Source organism: Methylobacterium sp. V23, assembly GCF_002917135.1.
Lineage (GTDB): Bacteria > Pseudomonadota > Alphaproteobacteria > Rhizobiales > Beijerinckiaceae > Methylobacterium.
Genome location: NZ_PDHT01000007.1, coordinates 70,767 through 88,115 on the forward strand (window position 1 = coordinate 70,767; position 17,349 = coordinate 88,115).

Sequence of the window (17,349 nt, forward strand, 5' to 3'; positions counted from 1 at the left end):
CCCGGCGAAAGCCCTGTCTGCCCCGGGGGGCCGGCTCTCGTCTGATTTTCTGGATCTCGTTGCTGGTCTCGACCGTGTGGAACGGAAGGCCATCCGTCAGCAGAAGTCGGGGCAGGCCGTCTTTGTCAATTGATCGGCCCGCACGCGGCCGCAATGGTGATTGAGGATCACTGGCGATTGTCAGTGACCCGGGACGGGACCCGCGGCCCCGGGGCCGGGAGCGGATGCGCGGAATCCGCGTTCCTTCGCGCTGCGAATGGGTCTAAACGGCCCGGCGCGGCGCCGCATCGCGGCCGCCCCGATCAACGACCCGCCCGACCCGCCCCCGCTTACCTGCCGCGTACGCAGGAGTGAGCCTCCAAGGAGCCCCGGCCATGCCGATCCTGACCTTCCCCGACGGCAACACCCGCAGCTACGACGCCGCGATCACCGGCCGTGCGGTCGTCGAGGGCATCGCCAAGTCCCTGGCCAAGCGCACCGTCGCCATGGCCCTCGACGGCACCGTGCGCGACCTCGACGACCTCGTCGAGCGGGATGCCCGCATCGAGTTCCTCGACCGCACCGATCCGCGCAGCCTCGAGCTGATCCGGCACGACTGCGCCCACGTGCTGGCGGAGGCGGTGCAGGCCCTGTGGCCGGGGACGCAGGTCACCATCGGCCCGGTGATCGAGAACGGGTTCTACTACGACTTCGCCCGGGACGAGCCCTTCACCCCGGAGGACTTCCCGAAGATCGAGGCGAAGATGCGCGAGCTCATCGCCCGCGACGCCCCCTTCACCAAGGAGGTCTGGAAGCGGGACGACATCCGGGCGCTCTTCGCCGAGAAGGGCGAGGCCTACAAGGTCGAGCTCGTGGACGCGATCCCGCCCGGCGAGGACCTCAAGGTCTACCGCCAAGGCGACTGGTTCGACCTCTGCCGCGGCCCGCACATGACCTCCACCGGCAAGGTCGGCACCGCCTTCAAGCTGATGAAGGTGGCGGGCGCCTACTGGCGCGGCGATTCCAACAACCCGATGCTGACCCGCATCTACGGCACCGCCTGGGCCTCCAAGGAGGACCTCGACGCCTACCTGCACCGCCTGGAGGAGGCCGAGCGCCGCGACCACCGGCGCCTCGGCCGGGAGATGGACCTGTTCCACTTCCAGGAGGAGGGACCGGGCGTGGTGTTCTGGCACGCCAAGGGCTGGACCGTGTTCCAGGAGCTGATCGCCTACATGCGCCGGCGCCTGCGCGGCGACTACCAGGAGGTCAACGCCCCCCAGATCCTCGACAAGGCCCTGTGGGAGACCTCCGGCCACTGGGGCTGGTACCGCGAGAACATGTTCGCGGCCCAGAGCGCCGGCGACGAGGCCGAGGACAAGCGCTGGTTCGCGCTGAAGCCCATGAACTGCCCCGGCCACGTGATGATCTTCAAGCACGGCCTGAAATCCTACCGCGACCTGCCCCTGCGCATGGCCGAGTTCGGCGTGGTCCACCGCTACGAGCCCTCGGGCGCCATGCACGGCCTGATGCGGGTGCGCGGCTTCACCCAGGACGACGCGCACATCTTCTGCACCGAGGACCAGCTCGCCGACGAGTGCCTGAAGATCAACGACCTGATCCTCTCCACCTACGCCGATTTCGGCTTCGGCGAGATCGTGGTGAAGCTCTCGACCCGCCCCGAGAAGCGGGTCGGCTCCGACGCGCTCTGGGACCACGCCGAGGACGTCATGACCCGGGTGCTCGCCCAGATCGAGGAGCAGTCCGGCGGCCGGATCAAGACCGCGATCAACCCGGGGGAGGGCGCCTTCTACGGGCCGAAGTTCGAGTACGTGCTGCGCGACGCCATCGGGCGCGACTGGCAGTGCGGCACGACCCAGGTCGACTTCAACCTGCCGGAGCGCTTCGGCGCGTTCTACGTCGATGCCGAGAGCGGCAAGAAGCCCCCGGTGATGATCCACCGCGCCATCTGCGGCTCCCTGGAGCGCTTCACCGGCATCCTGATCGAGCACTTCGCCGGGCATTTCCCGCTCTGGCTCGCGCCCGTGCAGGTGGTGGTCGCCACCATCACGGGCGATGCCGACCCCTATGCCCGCGCGGTGGTCGCCGCCGCGACCCGCCTCGGCCTGCGGGTGGAGTCCGACCTGCGCAACGAGAAGATCAACTACAAGGTCCGCGAGCACTCCCTCGCCAAGGTGCCGGTGATCCTCGTGGTCGGCCGCAAAGAGGGCGAGGAGCGCACGGTCTCGATCCGGCGGCTCGGCAGCCAGCAGACCCGCACCGGCGGCCTCGACGAGACCCTGGCGGCCCTGGTGGCGGAGGCGACCGCGCCGGACCGCATCCGGGCGGATTCGGTGGTCGAGACCGTGCCGAGTGCCGACGTCGTCCTCGACGGCCGGCACGGCGAAGCGCCGACGCCGTGAGGCGCCGCGTCCCGCCCCGGAGCCGGGGCGGGGCTCACTGTGCCTTCGCTGTCTCGGCTATGGCTCACCCGGTCTCGGCTGATCCGGCCTCCGCTCACCCGGTCTTCGCTCACCCGGCCTTGGCGATGACCTCGACGTCGCGGTTGAGGCCGCTCTCGACCTTGAACTCGCGGGTGTAGACCTGCCCGTCGTGCCGGGCGATCAGGACGTAGTCGCCCTCCGCCAGGGTCACCTGCGGGAAGGCCCCGATGGCCTCGCGGATGGTGTCGCCGCCCGGCGTCAGCACGCTGAAGGCGGTGCCGGCGAAGGCCTCCGCTCCTTCCGCGGCGACCAGCTTCAGGGTCAGGGTGGCGGCGCGGTGGTTCAGGGTGGCGTCCGTGACCTTGCCGTTCTCCACCTTGAGGTCCGCGCGCTGGATCGCGTTCGAGCCGCCATAGGTCGAGACCACGTGGTAGGTGCCCTCGGGCAGGCGCAGGAGCTCGCCCGCCTTGACGCCGCTGCGCACGAGGCGCCCCTCGGAGTTCGTCCCGATCGGCACGAAGACCGAGAAGGCGAGCTGGTCGGGACTGAGCTTCACGTCGCCGATGGCGCCCGAGAGCTTGAGCGCCCCGGCGCTGACCTTGAGCTGCTCGGCGGCCGGCTGGCCCGCCATGACGACGCGGCGCGAGGCGCTGGCGAAGCCGTAGGTCACGGTCGCCACGTAAGCGCCCGGCGCCAGGGTGAAGCTCGGGTCGGCCGCCTCGGAGCGGGCCACGATGGCGGGCTTCGTGCCGTCGGTGCGATCCTCGTAGATGCGCCAGGCGAGGCCGGAGCGCAGGGGCTTGTCGCCGCCCGCGAACACCGCCGACAGGGTCAGGGCCGCGCTCGCCACGCTGGGCAGCGGCGGCACCGAGGGGTCCGACATCGACGGCGCGGACAGGGAGGGCGAGGGGAGGTTGGGCCCGATCCGGTTGTGGAAGGCGTTGCCGTCCTGCGCCGCGGCGGTTCCGGGGTGACCGCCGAGGAGAAGGGCGCAGCTCAGCCAGACCGATCCGTACCCTGCCCGCGCCATCCCGCACCTCCCCCATCCCGACCGGGGCGTCCCGCCGGCGTTGCCAATCCGCCGCCGGCGCGCCATGTCACGGGCGGCCGCCGCGCCCGGTGCCCGCCCTCTGGAACCGGACCATGGCGGCGGCAAGGCCGTGGTCCCCCCGAGGACCGGTCGGCCCCGCCTCTCTCGCTCGATCCTGCTCCAGGGATGCCATGAACGCCACCCTCGATCTCCTGCGCACCCGCCGCTCGGTCCCGCCCCTCCGCCTGGACGGGCCGGGCCCGGACGCGGCCGAACTCGACGCGCTCCTGACCATCGCGGCGCGCGTGCCGGACCACGGCAAGCTGGCGCCCTGGCGCTTCCTGGTGATCGCGGGGGACGCCCGCACCCGCATCGGCGACGCCATCGCGGCGGCCTATGCCGCCGATCACCCGGAGGCCGACGCCGCCCGCCGCGACCTGGAGCGCAACCGCCTCGCCCTGGCGCCCCTGGTGGTGGCGGTGGTGTCGCGGGCGGGTCCGCACATCAAGATCCCCGAATGGGAGCAGGTGCTCTCGGCCGGCGCGGTGGCGATGAACCTCGTGGTGGCGGCCAACGCCGCGGGCTACGCCACCGCCTGGCTCACCGAGTGGTTCGCCTACGATTCGCGCATCCTCGACGTCCTCGGCCTCGAGCCAAGCGAGCGCCTCGCGGGCTTCATCCATATCGGGCGCGCCCAGGAGGTGCCGCCCGACCGGCCCCGCCCGGCGCTCGCCGACATCGTCACCCGGCTCTGAGGGGCACCCCATGCATTACGACGCCGAGACCAAGGGCCTGCCCCACAACCCGCTGAAAGCCCTGGTGGCCCCGCGCCCGATCGGCTGGATCAGCGCGATGAGCCGCGACGGCGCGGTGAACCTCGCGCCCTATTCCTACTTCAACGCCGTGGCGGCGGGCCCCGACATGGTCATGTTCTCCTCGTCCGGGCGCAAGGACGCGATGACCTTCGCGGAGGAGGGGGGCGAGTTCGTCTGCAACATCGCCACCTACGACCTGCGCGAGGCGGTGAACGCCACCTCGGCGCCCCTGCCCCGCGGCGAGAGCGAGTTCGCCTATGCGGGCCTGACCCCGGCGCCATCGCGAAAAGTGCGGCCGCCCCGGGTGGCCGAATCGCCGGCCGCGCTCGAGTGCAAGTGGCTGCAGACCGTGCCGCTCACCCCGCTGGACGGCAGCGACGCCTCGCACTTCCTGGTGATCGGGCAGGTGGTCTCGATCTACATCGACGACCGCTTCATCCGCGACGGCCTCGTCGATACCGGCGCCATGCGGCCGATCCTGCGCGGCGGCTACTTCGACTACTTCACCGCCGAATCCGACACCCGGTTCGAGCTGCGCCGCCCGGCGGGCGGGGGCGGATAGCGTTCGTCAGGGACAAGGGGGAACCGGTTGTCCCGAAACGACGACCGTCGAGACAGACCCTGGGCGCCCCGGCGCCGCCGCCCCGGGCGCTCCGCGATGGCGATGCCCTCGATGACGAGGGCGAGGGCCAGGGCGTCGTGCCCGCGGAAGGGCTCGCCCACCAGCAGGATGGCGAGGCCGGCGACCGGCGACCGGGGGGGGGATAGCCCGCCCTGCCCGGTGGGGACAGGCCGTCCGGCGCAACACCGCCCGCGAAATCCACCCGCGGCCGCGGCGCCAACACGTGGCCGCGGCCCGGCGGAGAACCGGAGCCGGCCCCATCCCCCGGTATCGATCGGCCGGCCGATTCCCTCTGCGGGTGAACACCGTTATGCCGGGCGGAACACGGCGGCGACACGACCGCGGACCAGGGGAGGGCGAGACATCCGGTGACGTGGCGATCCCTCCTCCTGGCCGGCGTGCTGGCGGCCGGCCTCGGCGGCCTCGCCGTCTCGCCCCCGGGCGCCCGCCTCCTGGGCGAGCTGCGCGCGCATGTCGAGGCCCTCCAGGCCCGCCCCGGGCCGGCGAAGCCCGCGCACCTGCCGGCGCAGCGCACCGCCGTCGAGGAGGGCCGCACCGTGGTGCGCCTCTCGGCCGCCGAGCGCGCCCGCATCGGCATCACGACCGAGGCCCGGCCCCTGGCCGACCACCGGGAGGAGTTGCAGGCCTATGGCAGCGTCCTGGACCTCGCCCGAGTCACCGACCTGACCAACGCCTATGCCAGTGCCCGGGCCGCCCTCCAGACCGCCCAGGCCCGCGCCGAGGTCTCGCGCAGCGCCCTGCAGCGGGCGAAGTCGCTCGGGCCATACGCCACCACCGTGCAGGTCGAGACCGCCGAGGGCACCGCCCAGACCGACCAGGCCGCCCTGGCGGCGGCGGAATCCCAGGTGCGCACCCTCTCGGCCACCGCCCAGCAGGAATGGGGACCGGTGATCGGCCGGGCCATCGTCGAGCGCTCGGCCGTCGTCACCCGGCTGATCGAGCGGACGAACTTCCTGGTGCAGGTCACCCTGCCGCCGGGGGAGGGCCTGAAGGGCCCGCCGGCGGCGGCCTTCGCCGAGGTGCCGCCCCAGAGCGCCCGGGTCGCCCTGGCCTACGTCTCGCCCGCCACCCGCACGGATCCGCGGATCCAGGGCCTGAGCTTCTTCTACACCGTGCCGGGCGACAGCGGCTTCCTGCCCGGCATGAGCATGCTGGCCTTCCTGGCGGCCGACCGCAGCGTCACCGGCCTCAGCGTGCCCGAGGACGCGGTGGTGCACTGGCAGGGGGCGGCCTGGATCTACCGGGCGGTGGGGGCCGACGCCTTCGCCCGCCACCGGCTGAAGGCCGACCCGCCGATGTCGGCCGACGCCTTCGTGGTGGAGGATCTGCCGGGCGGCACCGAGATCGTGCTCTCGGGCGCGCAGGCGCTCCTCTCCGAGGAGATGAAGAGCCAGCTCCAGGTCTCGGGCGGCGTCGATGACGATTGAGGCGAGGGGGCCCGAAGGGCCGGGCGGTCGCGGCCCGCAGGCGGCCCTGGTCGCCTTCGCGGTCCGCTTCCGCGGCATCGTCCTGGCGCTGAGTCTGGCGCTCGCCGCCTACGGCTTCGTCGTGCTGGCGGACGCCCAGTACGACGTCTTCCCGGAATTCGCGCCCCCCGCCGTGGTGATCCAGACCGAGGCCCCCGGCCTCAACCCGGAGCAGGTCGAGGTGCTGGTGACGCAGCCCGTGGAGGTCGCGGTCAACGGCCTGCCGGGGGTGGTCTCCCTGCGCTCGAGCTCGATCCAGGGCCTGTCGGTGATCACCGTCACCTTCGGGGCAGGCAGCGACATCTACCGGGTGCGCCAGCTCGTCACCGAGCGGCTGACGGCCCTGGCCGGCCGCCTGCCCCAGGGCGTCCTGCCGCCGGCGATGACGGCCCTGACCTCCGCCACCAGCACGGTGCTGCTCGTCGGCCTGACCACGCAGACCCGCTCGGACATGGACCTGCGCACCCTGGCGGACTGGACCGTGCGCCTGCGCCTCCTGGCCGTGCCGGGGATCGCCCAGGTCTCGGTCTATGGCGGCGCGGTGCGCTCGCTGCAGGTGCAGATCCGCCCCCACGACCTCGTGCGCTTCAACATCGGCGTCAACGACGTGCTGGCCGCCGCGCGCAAGGCCACCGGCGTGCGCGGCGCCGGCTTCGTCGACACCGCCAACCAGCGCATCGCCCTGCAGACCGACGGCCAGTCGCTCAGCCCCGAGGCGGTCTCGCGCACGGTGCTGATCAACGAGGGCGGGGCCAGCGTGACCCTAGCGGACGTCGCCACCGTGGTCGCCACCGGCGAGCCGGCGATCGGTGCCGCCCTGGTGGATGGCCGGCCCGGCGTCCTCCTCATGGTCGGCGCCCAGTACGGCGCCAACACCCGCGCGGTCACCGCCCGGGTCGAGGCGGCCCTGGAGGACCTGCGCCCGGCCCTGGAGCGCGAGGGCGTGACCCTGCACGCCGACCTGTTCCGCCCGGCCAACTTCATCGCCATCGCCAACGGCAACGTGCTGCAGGCCCTCGGGCTCGGCGGCATCCTGGTGGTCGTGGTGCTGTTCGTCTTCCTGTACGACTGGCGCACCGCCGTGATCTCGGCGCTCGCCATCCCGCTCTCGCTCATCGCCGCCGTGGTGGCGCTCCAGGCGCTGGGCGAGAGCCTCAACACCATGACGCTGGGGGGGCTCGCCATCGCCATCGGCGAGGTGGTGGACGACGCGGTGATCGGCGTCGAGAACGTGGTCCGGCGCCTGCGCGAGAACCGCCGCCTCGGCGGCCCTCGGCCCGAGGGGAGGGTGGTCCTCGACGCCATCCTGGAGGTGCGCACGGCGGTGGCCTACGCCACCATCGCGGTGCTGCTGGTGTTCCTCCCCGTCCTCGCCCTGTCGGGCATCGCCGGCCGGCTGTTCGGCCCCCTGAGCCTCGCCTACATCCTCGCCGTGGTGGCCTCGCTCGCCGTTGCCCTCACGGTGACCCCTGCCCTGGCGATGTGGCTGCTGACGAACCGGCGCGAGGCCTCGACCCTGGACCCGCCGGTGATGCGCGCCGCGCGCCGCCACTACGCGAGCCTGCTGACCCGGATCGACCGTGCCCCGCGCCTGGTCATGGCCTGCGGCCTCCTCGTCACCCTCCTGGGGGCCGCCGTGGTGCCGTTCTTCGGCTCGACCTTCCTGCCCGACCTCAAGGAGGGCCACCTGATCCTGCACATGGCGGCCGCGCCCGGCACTGCGCTGCAGGAATCCATGCGCCTGGGCACCCGCATCACCGCCGCCCTCAAGGAGATTCCCGGCATCCGGGCGGTCGCCTCGCAGATCGGCCGGGCCGAGGCCGGCCAGGACACCGCCGGCACCCATTACAGCGAGATCCACATCGACCTGGAGCCCGGCCTCGACGGGGCGGGGCAGGGGGCGGCGGAGGCCCGGATCCGGGCCGTGATGGCGGGCTTCCCCGGGGCCGCCTTCTCCCTCAAGACCTTCCTCACCGAGCGCATCGAGGAGACCGTGTCGGGCTTCACCGCGCCGGTGGTGGTCAACGTCTTCGGCACCGATCTCGGCGCCATCGAGACGGCCGCCCGGGACATCGCCCGCGAGCTCGCCGAGGTGCGGGGCGCGGCGGACATCCAGCAGAGCTCCCCCGCGGGCTTGCCCCAGGTCAATGTGGGCCTGCGGCCCAACGACCTGCGCCACTGGGGCCTCTCGGCCATCGAGGTGATGGAGGTGGTGCGCACCGCCTACCAGGGCGACATCGTCGGCCAGACCTATGCGGGCAACGCGGTGTTCAACGTCCTGGTCATCCTCGATTCCGCCACGCGGGGCCGGCTCTCCGCCCTGAGCGACCTGCCCCTGCGCGGCTCCGGCGGCCGGGTGGTGCGCCTCGCGCAAGTGGCGGACATCTACGAGACCTCCGGCCGCTACCAGGTCCAGCACGAGGGCGCGCAGCGGGTCCAGGCGGTCACCGCCAACGTGACCGGCCGCGACATCGCCGGCTTCGTGGCCGATGCCAAGCGCAAGATCGCCCGCGAGGTCGCCCTGCCCCCCGGCACCTATGTGGGCTTCGCCGGCTCGGCCGAGGCGCAGGCCCGGGCCCGGCGCGACCTCCTGGTCTATTCGGGGCTGGCCGGCCTCGGCATCGTGCTGCTGCTGGCCATCGTGACGGGGAGCCTGCGCAACCTCATGCTGGTCCTGGTCAACCTGCCCTTCGCCTTCGTGGGCGGCGTGCTGGCGGTCTTCGCCACCGGCGCCGTGCTGTCGCTGGGCTCGATCGTCGGCTTCGTGACCCTGTTCGGGATCTCCCTGCGCAACACCATCATGATGATCGCCCATTACGAGCACCTCGTGGGGGAGGAGGGGCAGGCCTGGAACCGGGACACCGCGGTGCTCGGGGCCGCCGACCGCATGGTGCCGATCCTGATGACCTCCCTGGTCACCGGCCTCGGCCTCCTGCCCCTCGCCCTCGGGGCCGGCGAGCCCGGCCGCGAGATCGAGGGTCCGATGGCCATCGTGATCCTCGGCGGCCTCGCCACCTCGACGGTGCTCAACCTCCTGATCCTGCCGACCCTGGCCCTGCGCTTCGCGCGCTTCGGCACGCCGCAGGGCAGGGCGCTCGAACCGGTCGCCTGAAACGCCCTCGCCCCGCGCGACCCGGACGGCGCGGTGGCGTCGACCAGGAGGGCCGGATCCCGGCCCGGACGGCGGCCGGATGGCCGTCCCGGACCCGTGCTCAGACCCCGGTTCGGGCCTGGGAACGCCGTTCGCATAAGATATATTATGGAACTAGAACCCACCGGACTGGGGCAGGGGCCTCAGGCTACGAAGGGTTCACCCATTCCCGACACCCCGTATTCATGCAATCTCCACACGGCCGATTCACGCCGTTGCCAGTTCTCCGGCGCGCAACGGCCGCCCGGGGTGCTAAACCGCTGGCGGACGACACAATTCCTCCCCATAATACATGATACCGGGCACCATTCGAGCGGATGCCCATCCGAATCGATCCTCTCCGAAGCGAATGCGATGCCGATCCTTGCGCGCCCCTCCGCTGCCCTGAGCCTGGTCTTGCTGGCCGTCGGATCGGTTGCGCTCGCCACCGGCACCCCGGGGCGCGCGCAGGCCGAGCCGCAGCGCACCGCCCTGGTGCAGCCGCCCCAGGCCGCCGCACCGGAGGCGGCCCGACCGCTCGTCCGGACGGCGATGCCGCGCCGGGCCCTCGCCCGCCTGCCCCGTCTCGCCGGCCTGATCGCCCAGGGCCAGGCCGTCCGCATCGTGGCCTTCGGCTCGTCCTCAACCGAGGGCTCCGGCGCCTCCTCGGCGGCCACCACCTACCCGGCCCAGCTCCAGCGCGACCTCACGGCGCGTCTCGACGCGATGGGCGCCGCGCATTCCGCCGTCACGGTGCTGAACCGCGGCAAGGGCGGCGACGATTCCGAGGCCATGGCCCGGCGGCTGGAGCGCGACGTGCTCGCCGACAAGCCGGACCTCGTGATCTGGCAGACCGGCAGCAACGACCCCATGAGCGGCGTCAGCGTGGAGCGCTTCACCGAACTCACCCGCGCCGGGATCCTCGCCATGCGGGCCACCGGCGCCGACGTGGTCCTGATGGACCAGCAATGGTGCAAGAAGCTCTCGACCACCGACGGGGCCGAGGCCTACGGCGCCGCCCTGCACGCCATCGCCACTGAGCTCAACGTGCCGGTGATCCGCCGCAATGCGTTGATGCGCGCCTGGGCCGCCCAGGGGCTGCTGACCCCGACCCAGATGATCGGTCCCGACGGCCTGCACATGACCGATGCCGGCTACGACCGCCTGGCCCGCGCCGCCACGGCGCAGCTCCTGGCCAATGCGGGCCTGCCGCCGGACGCCGGCAGCCAGAACTGAGGCCGGCGCGGGGATCGGGGGAGGCGGCGGACCGCCCTCCTCCCGAGAGATCCGGTATGCCGAGAAATCCAAAGTCCCGAGAGATCCAAAGGGCCTAGAGATCCAGCGTGACGCTTAAGCCGTCATGGGCCGGCACGACGTTCGGCGGCAGCTTGGCGCTCAGCGTGGCGTAGTCGAGATCCGTGTGCAGGTTGGTCAGGATGGCCCGGCGCGGGCGCACCGTCTCGATCAGCGCCAGGGCATCCGAGACCGAGTAGTGGGTCGGATGCGGGGTTTCCCGCAGGGCATCGATGATCAGCAGGTCGAGGCCGTGCAGCCGCGCCTGCGACGCCTCCGGCATCAGGCTGACATCGGGCGCGTAGGCCGCCGGACCGAAGCGGAAGCCGAGGGCCGCCTCGTTGCCGTGCTCCATGCCGAAGGGCAGGGCCGTGATCGCGCCGCCCGGCCCGTCCACCACCGTCGCTTCCCCGTCCGCCAGGTCGTGCATGTCGAGGATCGGCGGATACTCGCTGCCGGGGGGCGTCTCGAAGCAGTAGCCGAACCGGGCCTCCAGAAGGCTGCGCGTGCGGGCGTCGGCGAAGACCGGGATGCGCCGGCGCATGTGGATGACCAGGGGCCGGACGTCGTCGATGCCGTGGGTGTGGTCGGCATGGGCATGGGTGAACAGCACCGCGTCGAGGTGCTTCACCGCCGCGTCGAGCAGCTGCTCGCGCAGGTCCGGCGCGGTGTCGACGAGGAGGGTGGTGGCGGCGCTCTCCGCGTCGCCGTCCTGCCGCTCCACCAGGAGCGAGCAGCGCCGACGCCGGTTCCGTGCCTCCTGCGGGTCGCAGGCGCCCCAGCCGTAGCCCACGCGGGGCACGCCCCCGGACGAGCCGCAGCCGAGGATCGTCAATCGCAATGCGCCCATCGGCACCTCCGCCCCCGTTGGTATCGGAGGGGGCGGGGGCCTGTCACGCCCGATCCGAGCCCCCTGCCCGGCTCAGGCCGCGGCCTTGTGGAACAGGCGGTGGAAATTGGCCGTCGTCAGCGCGGCGAAATCCGCCGGATCCATGTCGAGGGTCTGGGCGAGGGAGCGGGCGGTGTCCGCCGTGTAGGCCGGCTCGTTGGTGCGGCCGCGATGCGGCTCGGGGGCCAGGAAGGGGGCGTCGGTCTCCACCAGGAGGCGGTCGGGTGGGATCGACCGGGCGATCGCCCGCAGGTCGTGGGAGCGCCGGAAGGTGACGATCCCGGAGAAGGACACGCAGAAGCCGAGTTCGACGCCGACCTCGGCCAGGCGCGCGCCCGACGAGAAGCAGTGCAGGACGGCCGTGAACGCGCCGCGCCCCATCTCGTCGACTAGGATCGCCTCCATCTCCGCATCGGCGTCGCGGGCGTGGATGACCAGCGGCAGGCCGGTCTCGCGGGCGGCCGCGATGTGACGGCGGAAGACGCGCGCCTGAACCGCCTCGGGGGCGGCGTTGTCGTAGTGGAAGTCGAGGCCCGCCTCGCCGATGCCGATGCAGCGGGGGTGATGCGTGTGCGCCACGATGGCCTCGGTCGGCACATCGGGCTCGTCGCCCGCCCCGTCCGGGTGGGTGCCGATGGTGTGCCAGATCTCGGGGTTGGCCTCCGACAGGGCTTCGTAGGTCCGGGCCTTGGCCACCCGGGTGGCGATCGTGACCATCCGGGTCACCCCGGCCGCCCGGGCGCGGGCGAGGACGTTGGGCAGATCCGCCGCGAAATTCGGGAAATCGAGGTGGCAGTGGCTGTCGACCAGCATGAGGCGAGGCTCGGAAAACGGTGGGGTGGGCAGGACGTCGTGGAAGACGCCGGGGAAGTCGCCGCGGTTGACACCGCGGCTCACGCCGACGGCGCCTCCGGCTCGACGAAGCGCGGGAACAGGCCGACGGGGGCGGGGAGCGGCGTACCGGGCACGAGGCGACCGCCCTCCCCCACATCGGCCAGCCGGCGCCGGTCCGCCGGCACGGCCAGGAGGTCGAGGAGCTTGGCGCCGGAGCCCGGCATGAAGGGCTGCACCAGGATGCCGATGGCCCGCAGGGTCTCGGCCACGACGTAGAGCGAGGCCGCCATCCGGACCGGATCGGATTTCCGCAGGACCCAGGGCTTCTGCGCGTCGAAGTAGCGGTCGGCGGCGGTGATCACGGCCCAGATCTCGGCCAGCGCCGTGTGCAGGGCGAGCTTGTCCAGCGCCGCCCGCACGGTGGCGGGCAGCCCGTCGGCCAGGGCCAGCAGCGCCCGGTCGTCCTCCGTGAAGGCGCCGGGCTCGGGAACCGTCCCCCCGAGGTTCTTGGCGATCATCGAGAGCGAGCGCTGGGCGAGGTTGCCGAGGCCGTTCGAGAGGTCCGCCGTGTAGCGGGTGATGATCGCCTCGTGGCTGTAGTTGCCGTCGCCGCCGAAGGGCACCTCGCGCAGCACGAAGTGGCGCACCGCGTCGACCCCGTAGGTGGCGATCAGGTCCATCGGGTCGACGACGTTGCCGAGCGACTTCGACATCTTCTCGCCCTTGGAGAGCAGGAAGCCGTGGCCGAAGACGCGCGTGGGCAGCGGAAGGCCGGCCGACATCAGGAAGGCCGGCCAGTACACCGCGTGGAAGCGGACGATGTCCTTGCCGATGACGTGCAGGTCCATCGGCCAGAATCTCGCCCGCGGGTCGGCCGCGTCGGGGAAGCCCGTGACGGTGAGGTAGTTCGTCAGGGCATCGACCCAGACATACATGACGTGGTCGGGGTGGCCCGGCACCGGCACGCCCCAGTCGAAATTGGTGCGGCTCACCGAGAAGTCCTTGAGGCCGGAGCGCACGAAGCTCGCGACCTCGTTGCGCCGGGTCTCGGGGCCGATGAAGTCTGGTTGCGCCTCGTAGAGGGCGAGGAGCCGATCCTGGTAGGCCGAGAGCCGGAAGAGGAAGTTCTCCTCCTCCATCCAGGTCACCGGCGTGCCGGTGGCCTTGGCCACGGGAACGCCGTCGGGACCGGTCTCGAGTTCGTCCTCGGCGTAGTAGGCCTCATCGCGCACCGAGTACCAGCCGGCATATTTCGACAGGTAGAGGTCGCCGTTGGCCTCCATCCGGCGCCACAGCTCCTGGGCGGCGGCGGCGTGCGCGGGCTCGGTGGTGCGGATGAAGCGGTCGTGGCTGCAGTCCAGGGCCTCGGCCATGGCCCGGAAGCGCGCGGACATGTCGTCGACGAGTGCGCGCGGGGTGATCCCGGCCTTGGCCGCCGTCTGCTGGATCTTGATGCCGTGCTCGTCGGTGCCGGTGGAGAACAGCACGTCGTAGCCGTCGAGGCGCTTGAAGCGGGCGATCGCGTCCGTGGCGATCACCTCGTAGGCATGGCCGATATGCGGGGCGCCGTTGGGATAGGAGATCGCGGTGGAGAGACCGAAGGTCTTCGCGGTTGCCGGGTCGGTGGCGGTCACGTCGAGGGGTTCCCCGGATACAGGGTTCACAGGATCAGGCCCCGGAATCGGGTCCCGGGATCACAGGACGGCGGGAGACGACCATGCCGTGTCAGGCGGCGTCGCGGAGCGCGCCCGCCAGGTCGCCGAACAGGGACAGGACCAGCGGCCGGCGGTCGAGATTGTAGGTCGCGGCCTCCCGCGCGGCGCGGGCGATCTTGTCACATACCTCGACCAGGGCCGCAAGGCGGGCGGGCGACTCGTGCCGGCGCCGGTCGAGCTCGGCCGAGACGAAGCGGAACACCGTGTCGAGGCTCGCCGCGAAGAGCTCGTCGGAGTCCCGTCCGCTGAGCTTCTCGGCCAGCGCCAGGATGCGGCGCCAGTCGGGAGGGTCGAGCCGGGCCAGCAGGGTCTCGACCTCCGCCACGAGGTTGGCCCGGGCGGGATCGAGCAGGGCGACGGCCTCGGCGACCGAGCCCTCCGCGAGCTGCGCCGCCCGGGCGAGCGCCTCCGGGGCGGGCTGCACGAAGGGGGGCGCGAAGCCGCCGATCACCCGCGCCACGTCGGCCTCCGCCAGCGGGCGCAGGGTCAGGGCCCGGCACCGCGAGCGGATGGTCGGCAGGAGCCGGCCGGGCGCGTGGCTGACGATGAGGAACAGGCAGCGGGGCGGGGGCTCCTCCACCATCTTCAGGAGCGCGTTGGCGCTGTTCGCGTTGAGGTCCTCGGCGCTGTCGACGATGCAGACGCGGTAGCCCGCATTGCCGGCGGTGGAGCCGAACAGCGCGAGGGCGCCCCGGGCCGCATCCACCGAGATCCGGGTCGCCAGGGTCTTGGCATTGGCCGCCCGGGTCCGGCGCAGGGCCACGAGGTTGGGATGCGACAGGGCCGCGACCTGGCGCGCCGCCGGATGGTCCGGGGCGACGGCGAGACTGGCGGGCGCCCCCTGCGCCGCCGGATTGGCGATGAGCCAGCGGGCGACCCGGTAGGCCAGCGTCGCCTTGCCGATGCCGCGCGGGCCGCCGATGAGCCAGGCGTGGTGCAGGCGACCGGAGGCGATCGCCTCGACGAAGGCGGCCTCCGCCTCGGCATGGCCGACGAGATCGGCCTGCTCGCGCGGGCGCGGGACTTCCGTCAGGTCGCCGGGCTCGACATCCTCGGGGGCGCGCTCAGGCCGCATCGCCGTGCTCCGTCCGGGGGCGATCGTCGCTCCGGCCATGAGTCTGCGCCGGCAGCACTCCGGGCAGGCGCTCGGCCACGACGGCGCGGATCGCGGCCTCGACGGCATCGGCGGGCAGGGCGGCGTTGACGACGGCGCAGCGTGCCGGCTCCTCCGCCGCGATGGCGAGGAAGGCGTTACGCAGGCGGGCATGGAAGGCCAGGGCCTCGGCCTCGAAGCGGTCGACCGCGCCGTCGGACCCCGCGTCGCGGCGCGCCCGCGCGCGGGCGAGCCCGAGCTCCGGCTCGCAGTCGAGGATCAGGGTCAGGTCGGGCCGGGTCGGGCCGACGACGACGCCCTCGAGGGCCCCCAGCACCTCCGGATCCAGGCCGCCGGCCGCGCCCTGGTAGGCCCGGGTGGAATCGGCGAAGCGGTCGCAGAGCACGATCTCGCCCCGCGCCAGCGCCGGGCGGATCAGGGTGTCGAGGTGGTCGATCCGGGCGGCGGAGAACAGCAGCGCCTCGGCGAAGGGGCCGTAGGGCTTGGCCAGCCCCGCCAGCAGCGCCTCGCGGATCCGCTCGGCCCGGGGTGAGCCGCCGGGCTCGCGCGTCGTCAGCACGGGGCGGCCGGCTTCGGCACGGAGATGGGCGGCGAGGCGGCGGATCTGCGTGGACTTGCCGGCCCCCTCCCCGCCCTCGAAGGTGATGAAGGTCCCTCCCCCCGTCCCGGGCGCCGTCACGATTTCGCGCCGGCCTTCTCGAACGCCTTGCGGAACAGGCCGGTGCCGACCTCCCAGGCCGCGTCGAGCGCCCGCTGCGGGAGGGTGCCGGCCTCCACCGTGTCGGCGGCATAGAGCGGTTGGTCGAGGGCCTGGGTGTCGCCGCGGGTGATGCGCAGGCGACCGATCTCGCGGCCCTGCGCGACCGGGGCGACCAGGGGCCCCTGATAGACCACCCGGGCGGAGATCTTGTCGCCGGAGCCGCGCGGCAGCAGAACCCGCACCGCCTTCTTGGCGACCAGGGGCACGCTGCCCGCCGCGCCGCCGTAGACGGAGGCCTCCGCCACGGTCTCGCCGGCGGTGAAGATCTGGCGCGGCTCGAAGGCGCGGAAGCCCCACTCCATCAGCTTGCGCGATTCCGCCGCCCGGTCGCGGGCGGTCTTCAACCCGCTCACCACCATGATCAGGCGCTGCCCGCTCTGCACCGCCGAGCCCGTCAGGCCGTAGCCGGATTCCTCGAGGTAGCCGGTCTTCAGCCCGTCGGCGCCGATATCGAGCGTCAGCAGCGGGTTGCGGTTCTGCTGCTTGATCTTGTTCCAGGTGAACTCGCGCTCGGCGAAGATCTTGTAGAGGTCCGGGTAGGTCTCGATCAGGTGCAGGGCGAGCTTGGCGAGATCGCGGGCGGTCACCTTCTGGTCGGGGGCCGAGTAGCCGGTCGCGTTGCGGAAGGTCGAGCGCGTCAGCCCGATCTCCCGTGCCCGCGCCGTCATCATCCGCCCGAAATTCTCCTCCGAGCCGGCGATGCCCTCGCCGATGGCGATGGCCGCGTCGTTGCCCGACTGCACGATCAGGCCGCGCAGCAGGTCGGACAGCTTGATGCGGCTGTTGAGCTGCGCGAACATCGAGGAGCCGCCGCCCCCCGCCCCGCCCCGGCGCCAGGCGTCCTCGGTGATCTGGAACTCCGACTCCATCGTGAGCCGGCCCTGCCGGATCTCGTTGAACACGATCTCGGTGGTCATCAGCTTGGCCATGCTGGCCGGGGAGAAGAGCTCGTCGGCCCCCTTCTCGAACAGCACCGAGCCGGAATCGGCATCGATCAGGATCGCGTGGGGCGCCGCCGTCTGGAAGCTCTGGGCCAGGGCGGAGCCCGCCGCGAACAGGCTCAGCGCCGCGGCCAGGACCAGCCCCGACACCGCCGCGCGGCCCGCTCCGTTCCGACCCGCGAGGACCACTCTCACACTCATCGCCTGTCCCACGCCCACCCGTTCATCGCCCCCACGATCAAGCGTGACGTTACAGGTATTTGCCGCCGAGATCGAACCCAAATCACGTGCGATGA

Annotated in this window: 13 protein-coding genes; 6 read left to right on the top strand and 7 right to left on the bottom strand. The window is 72.4% G+C overall.

Going from position 1 to position 17,349, the window contains the following annotated elements; translation table 11 throughout:
- Positions 1–374 precede the first annotated feature (374 nt).
- On the top strand, positions 375–2,402 hold the full coding sequence (gene thrS / locus CRT23_RS08985) for a threonine--tRNA ligase (RefSeq protein ID WP_103709405.1): 2,028 nt from the start codon (positions 375–377) through the stop codon (positions 2,400–2,402).
- 109 nt (positions 2,403–2,511) lie between these two features.
- Here the strand turns inward: thrS and CRT23_RS08990 are convergent, their stop codons facing one another.
- Positions 2,512–3,453 (bottom strand): hypothetical protein, encoded by a 942-nt coding sequence (locus tag CRT23_RS08990; RefSeq protein ID WP_245436076.1) that lies wholly within the window; start codon positions 3,451–3,453, stop codon positions 2,512–2,514.
- Between the two features lie 191 nt (positions 3,454–3,644).
- Between CRT23_RS08990 and CRT23_RS08995 the strand changes: the two genes are divergently transcribed.
- The 5 genes from CRT23_RS08995 to CRT23_RS09015 all read left to right on the top strand — a co-directional run bounded on the left by CRT23_RS08995 (position 3,645) and on the right by CRT23_RS09015 (position 10,743).
- Positions 3,645–4,208, top strand: coding sequence for a nitroreductase (locus tag CRT23_RS08995; protein ID WP_103709406.1), 564 nt, complete (start codon positions 3,645–3,647; stop codon positions 4,206–4,208).
- Between the two features lie 10 nt (positions 4,209–4,218).
- Positions 4,219–4,830 (top strand): flavin reductase family protein, encoded by a 612-nt coding sequence (locus CRT23_RS09000; protein ID WP_103709407.1) that lies wholly within the window; start codon positions 4,219–4,221, stop codon positions 4,828–4,830.
- Between the two features lie 428 nt (positions 4,831–5,258).
- Positions 5,259–6,338, top strand: coding sequence for an efflux RND transporter periplasmic adaptor subunit (locus CRT23_RS09005; RefSeq protein ID WP_055950961.1), 1,080 nt, complete (start codon positions 5,259–5,261; stop codon positions 6,336–6,338).
- Positions 6,328–9,489: an efflux RND transporter permease subunit gene (locus tag CRT23_RS09010; RefSeq protein ID WP_103709408.1), complete on the top strand. Its 3,162-nt coding sequence runs from the start codon at positions 6,328–6,330 to the stop codon at positions 9,487–9,489. Before CRT23_RS09005 ends, CRT23_RS09010 begins: the two co-directional genes overlap by 11 nt.
- A gap of 393 nt (positions 9,490–9,882) precedes the next feature.
- Positions 9,883–10,743 (top strand): SGNH/GDSL hydrolase family protein, encoded by an 861-nt coding sequence (locus CRT23_RS09015; RefSeq protein ID WP_103709409.1) that lies wholly within the window; start codon positions 9,883–9,885, stop codon positions 10,741–10,743.
- Positions 10,744–10,837: 94 nt separating this feature from the next.
- Here the strand turns inward: CRT23_RS09015 and CRT23_RS09020 are convergent, their stop codons facing one another.
- The 6 genes from CRT23_RS09020 to CRT23_RS09045 form a co-directional block, all read right to left on the bottom strand.
- A complete protein-coding gene (locus CRT23_RS09020) occupies positions 10,838–11,650 on the bottom strand; it encodes an MBL fold metallo-hydrolase (RefSeq protein ID WP_103709410.1) in 813 nt (270 codons plus the stop codon).
- A 72-nt stretch (positions 11,651–11,722) separates the two neighbouring features.
- Positions 11,723–12,502 (bottom strand): TatD family hydrolase, encoded by a 780-nt coding sequence (locus tag CRT23_RS09025; RefSeq protein ID WP_055949252.1) that lies wholly within the window; start codon positions 12,500–12,502, stop codon positions 11,723–11,725.
- An 80-nt stretch (positions 12,503–12,582) separates the two neighbouring features.
- Positions 12,583–14,157 (bottom strand): methionine--tRNA ligase, encoded by a 1,575-nt coding sequence (gene metG / locus CRT23_RS09030; protein WP_103709411.1) that lies wholly within the window; start codon positions 14,155–14,157, stop codon positions 12,583–12,585.
- Positions 14,158–14,248: 91 nt separating this feature from the next.
- Positions 14,249–15,313 (bottom strand): DNA polymerase III subunit delta', encoded by a 1,065-nt coding sequence (locus tag CRT23_RS09035; protein ID WP_103709485.1) that lies wholly within the window; start codon positions 15,311–15,313, stop codon positions 14,249–14,251.
- Positions 15,303–16,031 carry a dTMP kinase gene (gene tmk / locus CRT23_RS09040; protein WP_103709412.1) on the bottom strand — a complete coding sequence of 243 codons (729 nt, stop codon included), beginning with the start codon at positions 16,029–16,031 and terminating at the stop codon, positions 15,303–15,305. Before tmk ends, CRT23_RS09035 begins: the two co-directional genes overlap by 11 nt.
- Positions 16,028–17,254, bottom strand: a complete 1,227-nt coding sequence (locus tag CRT23_RS09045) for a D-alanyl-D-alanine carboxypeptidase family protein (protein WP_103709413.1) — start codon at positions 17,252–17,254, stop codon at positions 16,028–16,030. The genes tmk and CRT23_RS09045 overlap by 4 nt, the downstream gene beginning before the upstream one ends.
- Positions 17,255–17,349 lie beyond the last annotated feature (95 nt).

Coding starts and splice junctions, on each gene's coding strand:
- thrS (WP_103709405.1), top strand. CDS start 375: ATGCCGATCCTGACCTTCCCCGACGGCAACACCCGCAGCTACGACGCC.
- CRT23_RS08990 (WP_245436076.1), bottom strand. CDS start 3,453: ATGGCGCGGGCAGGGTACGGATCGGTCTGGCTGAGCTGCGCCCTTCTC.
- CRT23_RS08995 (WP_103709406.1), top strand. CDS start 3,645: ATGAACGCCACCCTCGATCTCCTGCGCACCCGCCGCTCGGTCCCGCCC.
- CRT23_RS09000 (WP_103709407.1), top strand. CDS start 4,219: ATGCATTACGACGCCGAGACCAAGGGCCTGCCCCACAACCCGCTGAAA.
- CRT23_RS09010 (WP_103709408.1), top strand. CDS start 6,328: ATGACGATTGAGGCGAGGGGGCCCGAAGGGCCGGGCGGTCGCGGCCCG.
- CRT23_RS09015 (WP_103709409.1), top strand. CDS start 9,883: ATGCCGATCCTTGCGCGCCCCTCCGCTGCCCTGAGCCTGGTCTTGCTG.
- CRT23_RS09020 (WP_103709410.1), bottom strand. CDS start 11,650: ATGGGCGCATTGCGATTGACGATCCTCGGCTGCGGCTCGTCCGGGGGC.
- CRT23_RS09025 (WP_055949252.1), bottom strand. CDS start 12,502: ATGCTGGTCGACAGCCACTGCCACCTCGATTTCCCGAATTTCGCGGCG.
- CRT23_RS09035 (WP_103709485.1), bottom strand. CDS start 15,313: ATGCGGCCTGAGCGCGCCCCCGAGGATGTCGAGCCCGGCGACCTGACG.
- CRT23_RS09045 (WP_103709413.1), bottom strand. CDS start 17,254: ATGAGTGTGAGAGTGGTCCTCGCGGGTCGGAACGGAGCGGGCCGCGCG.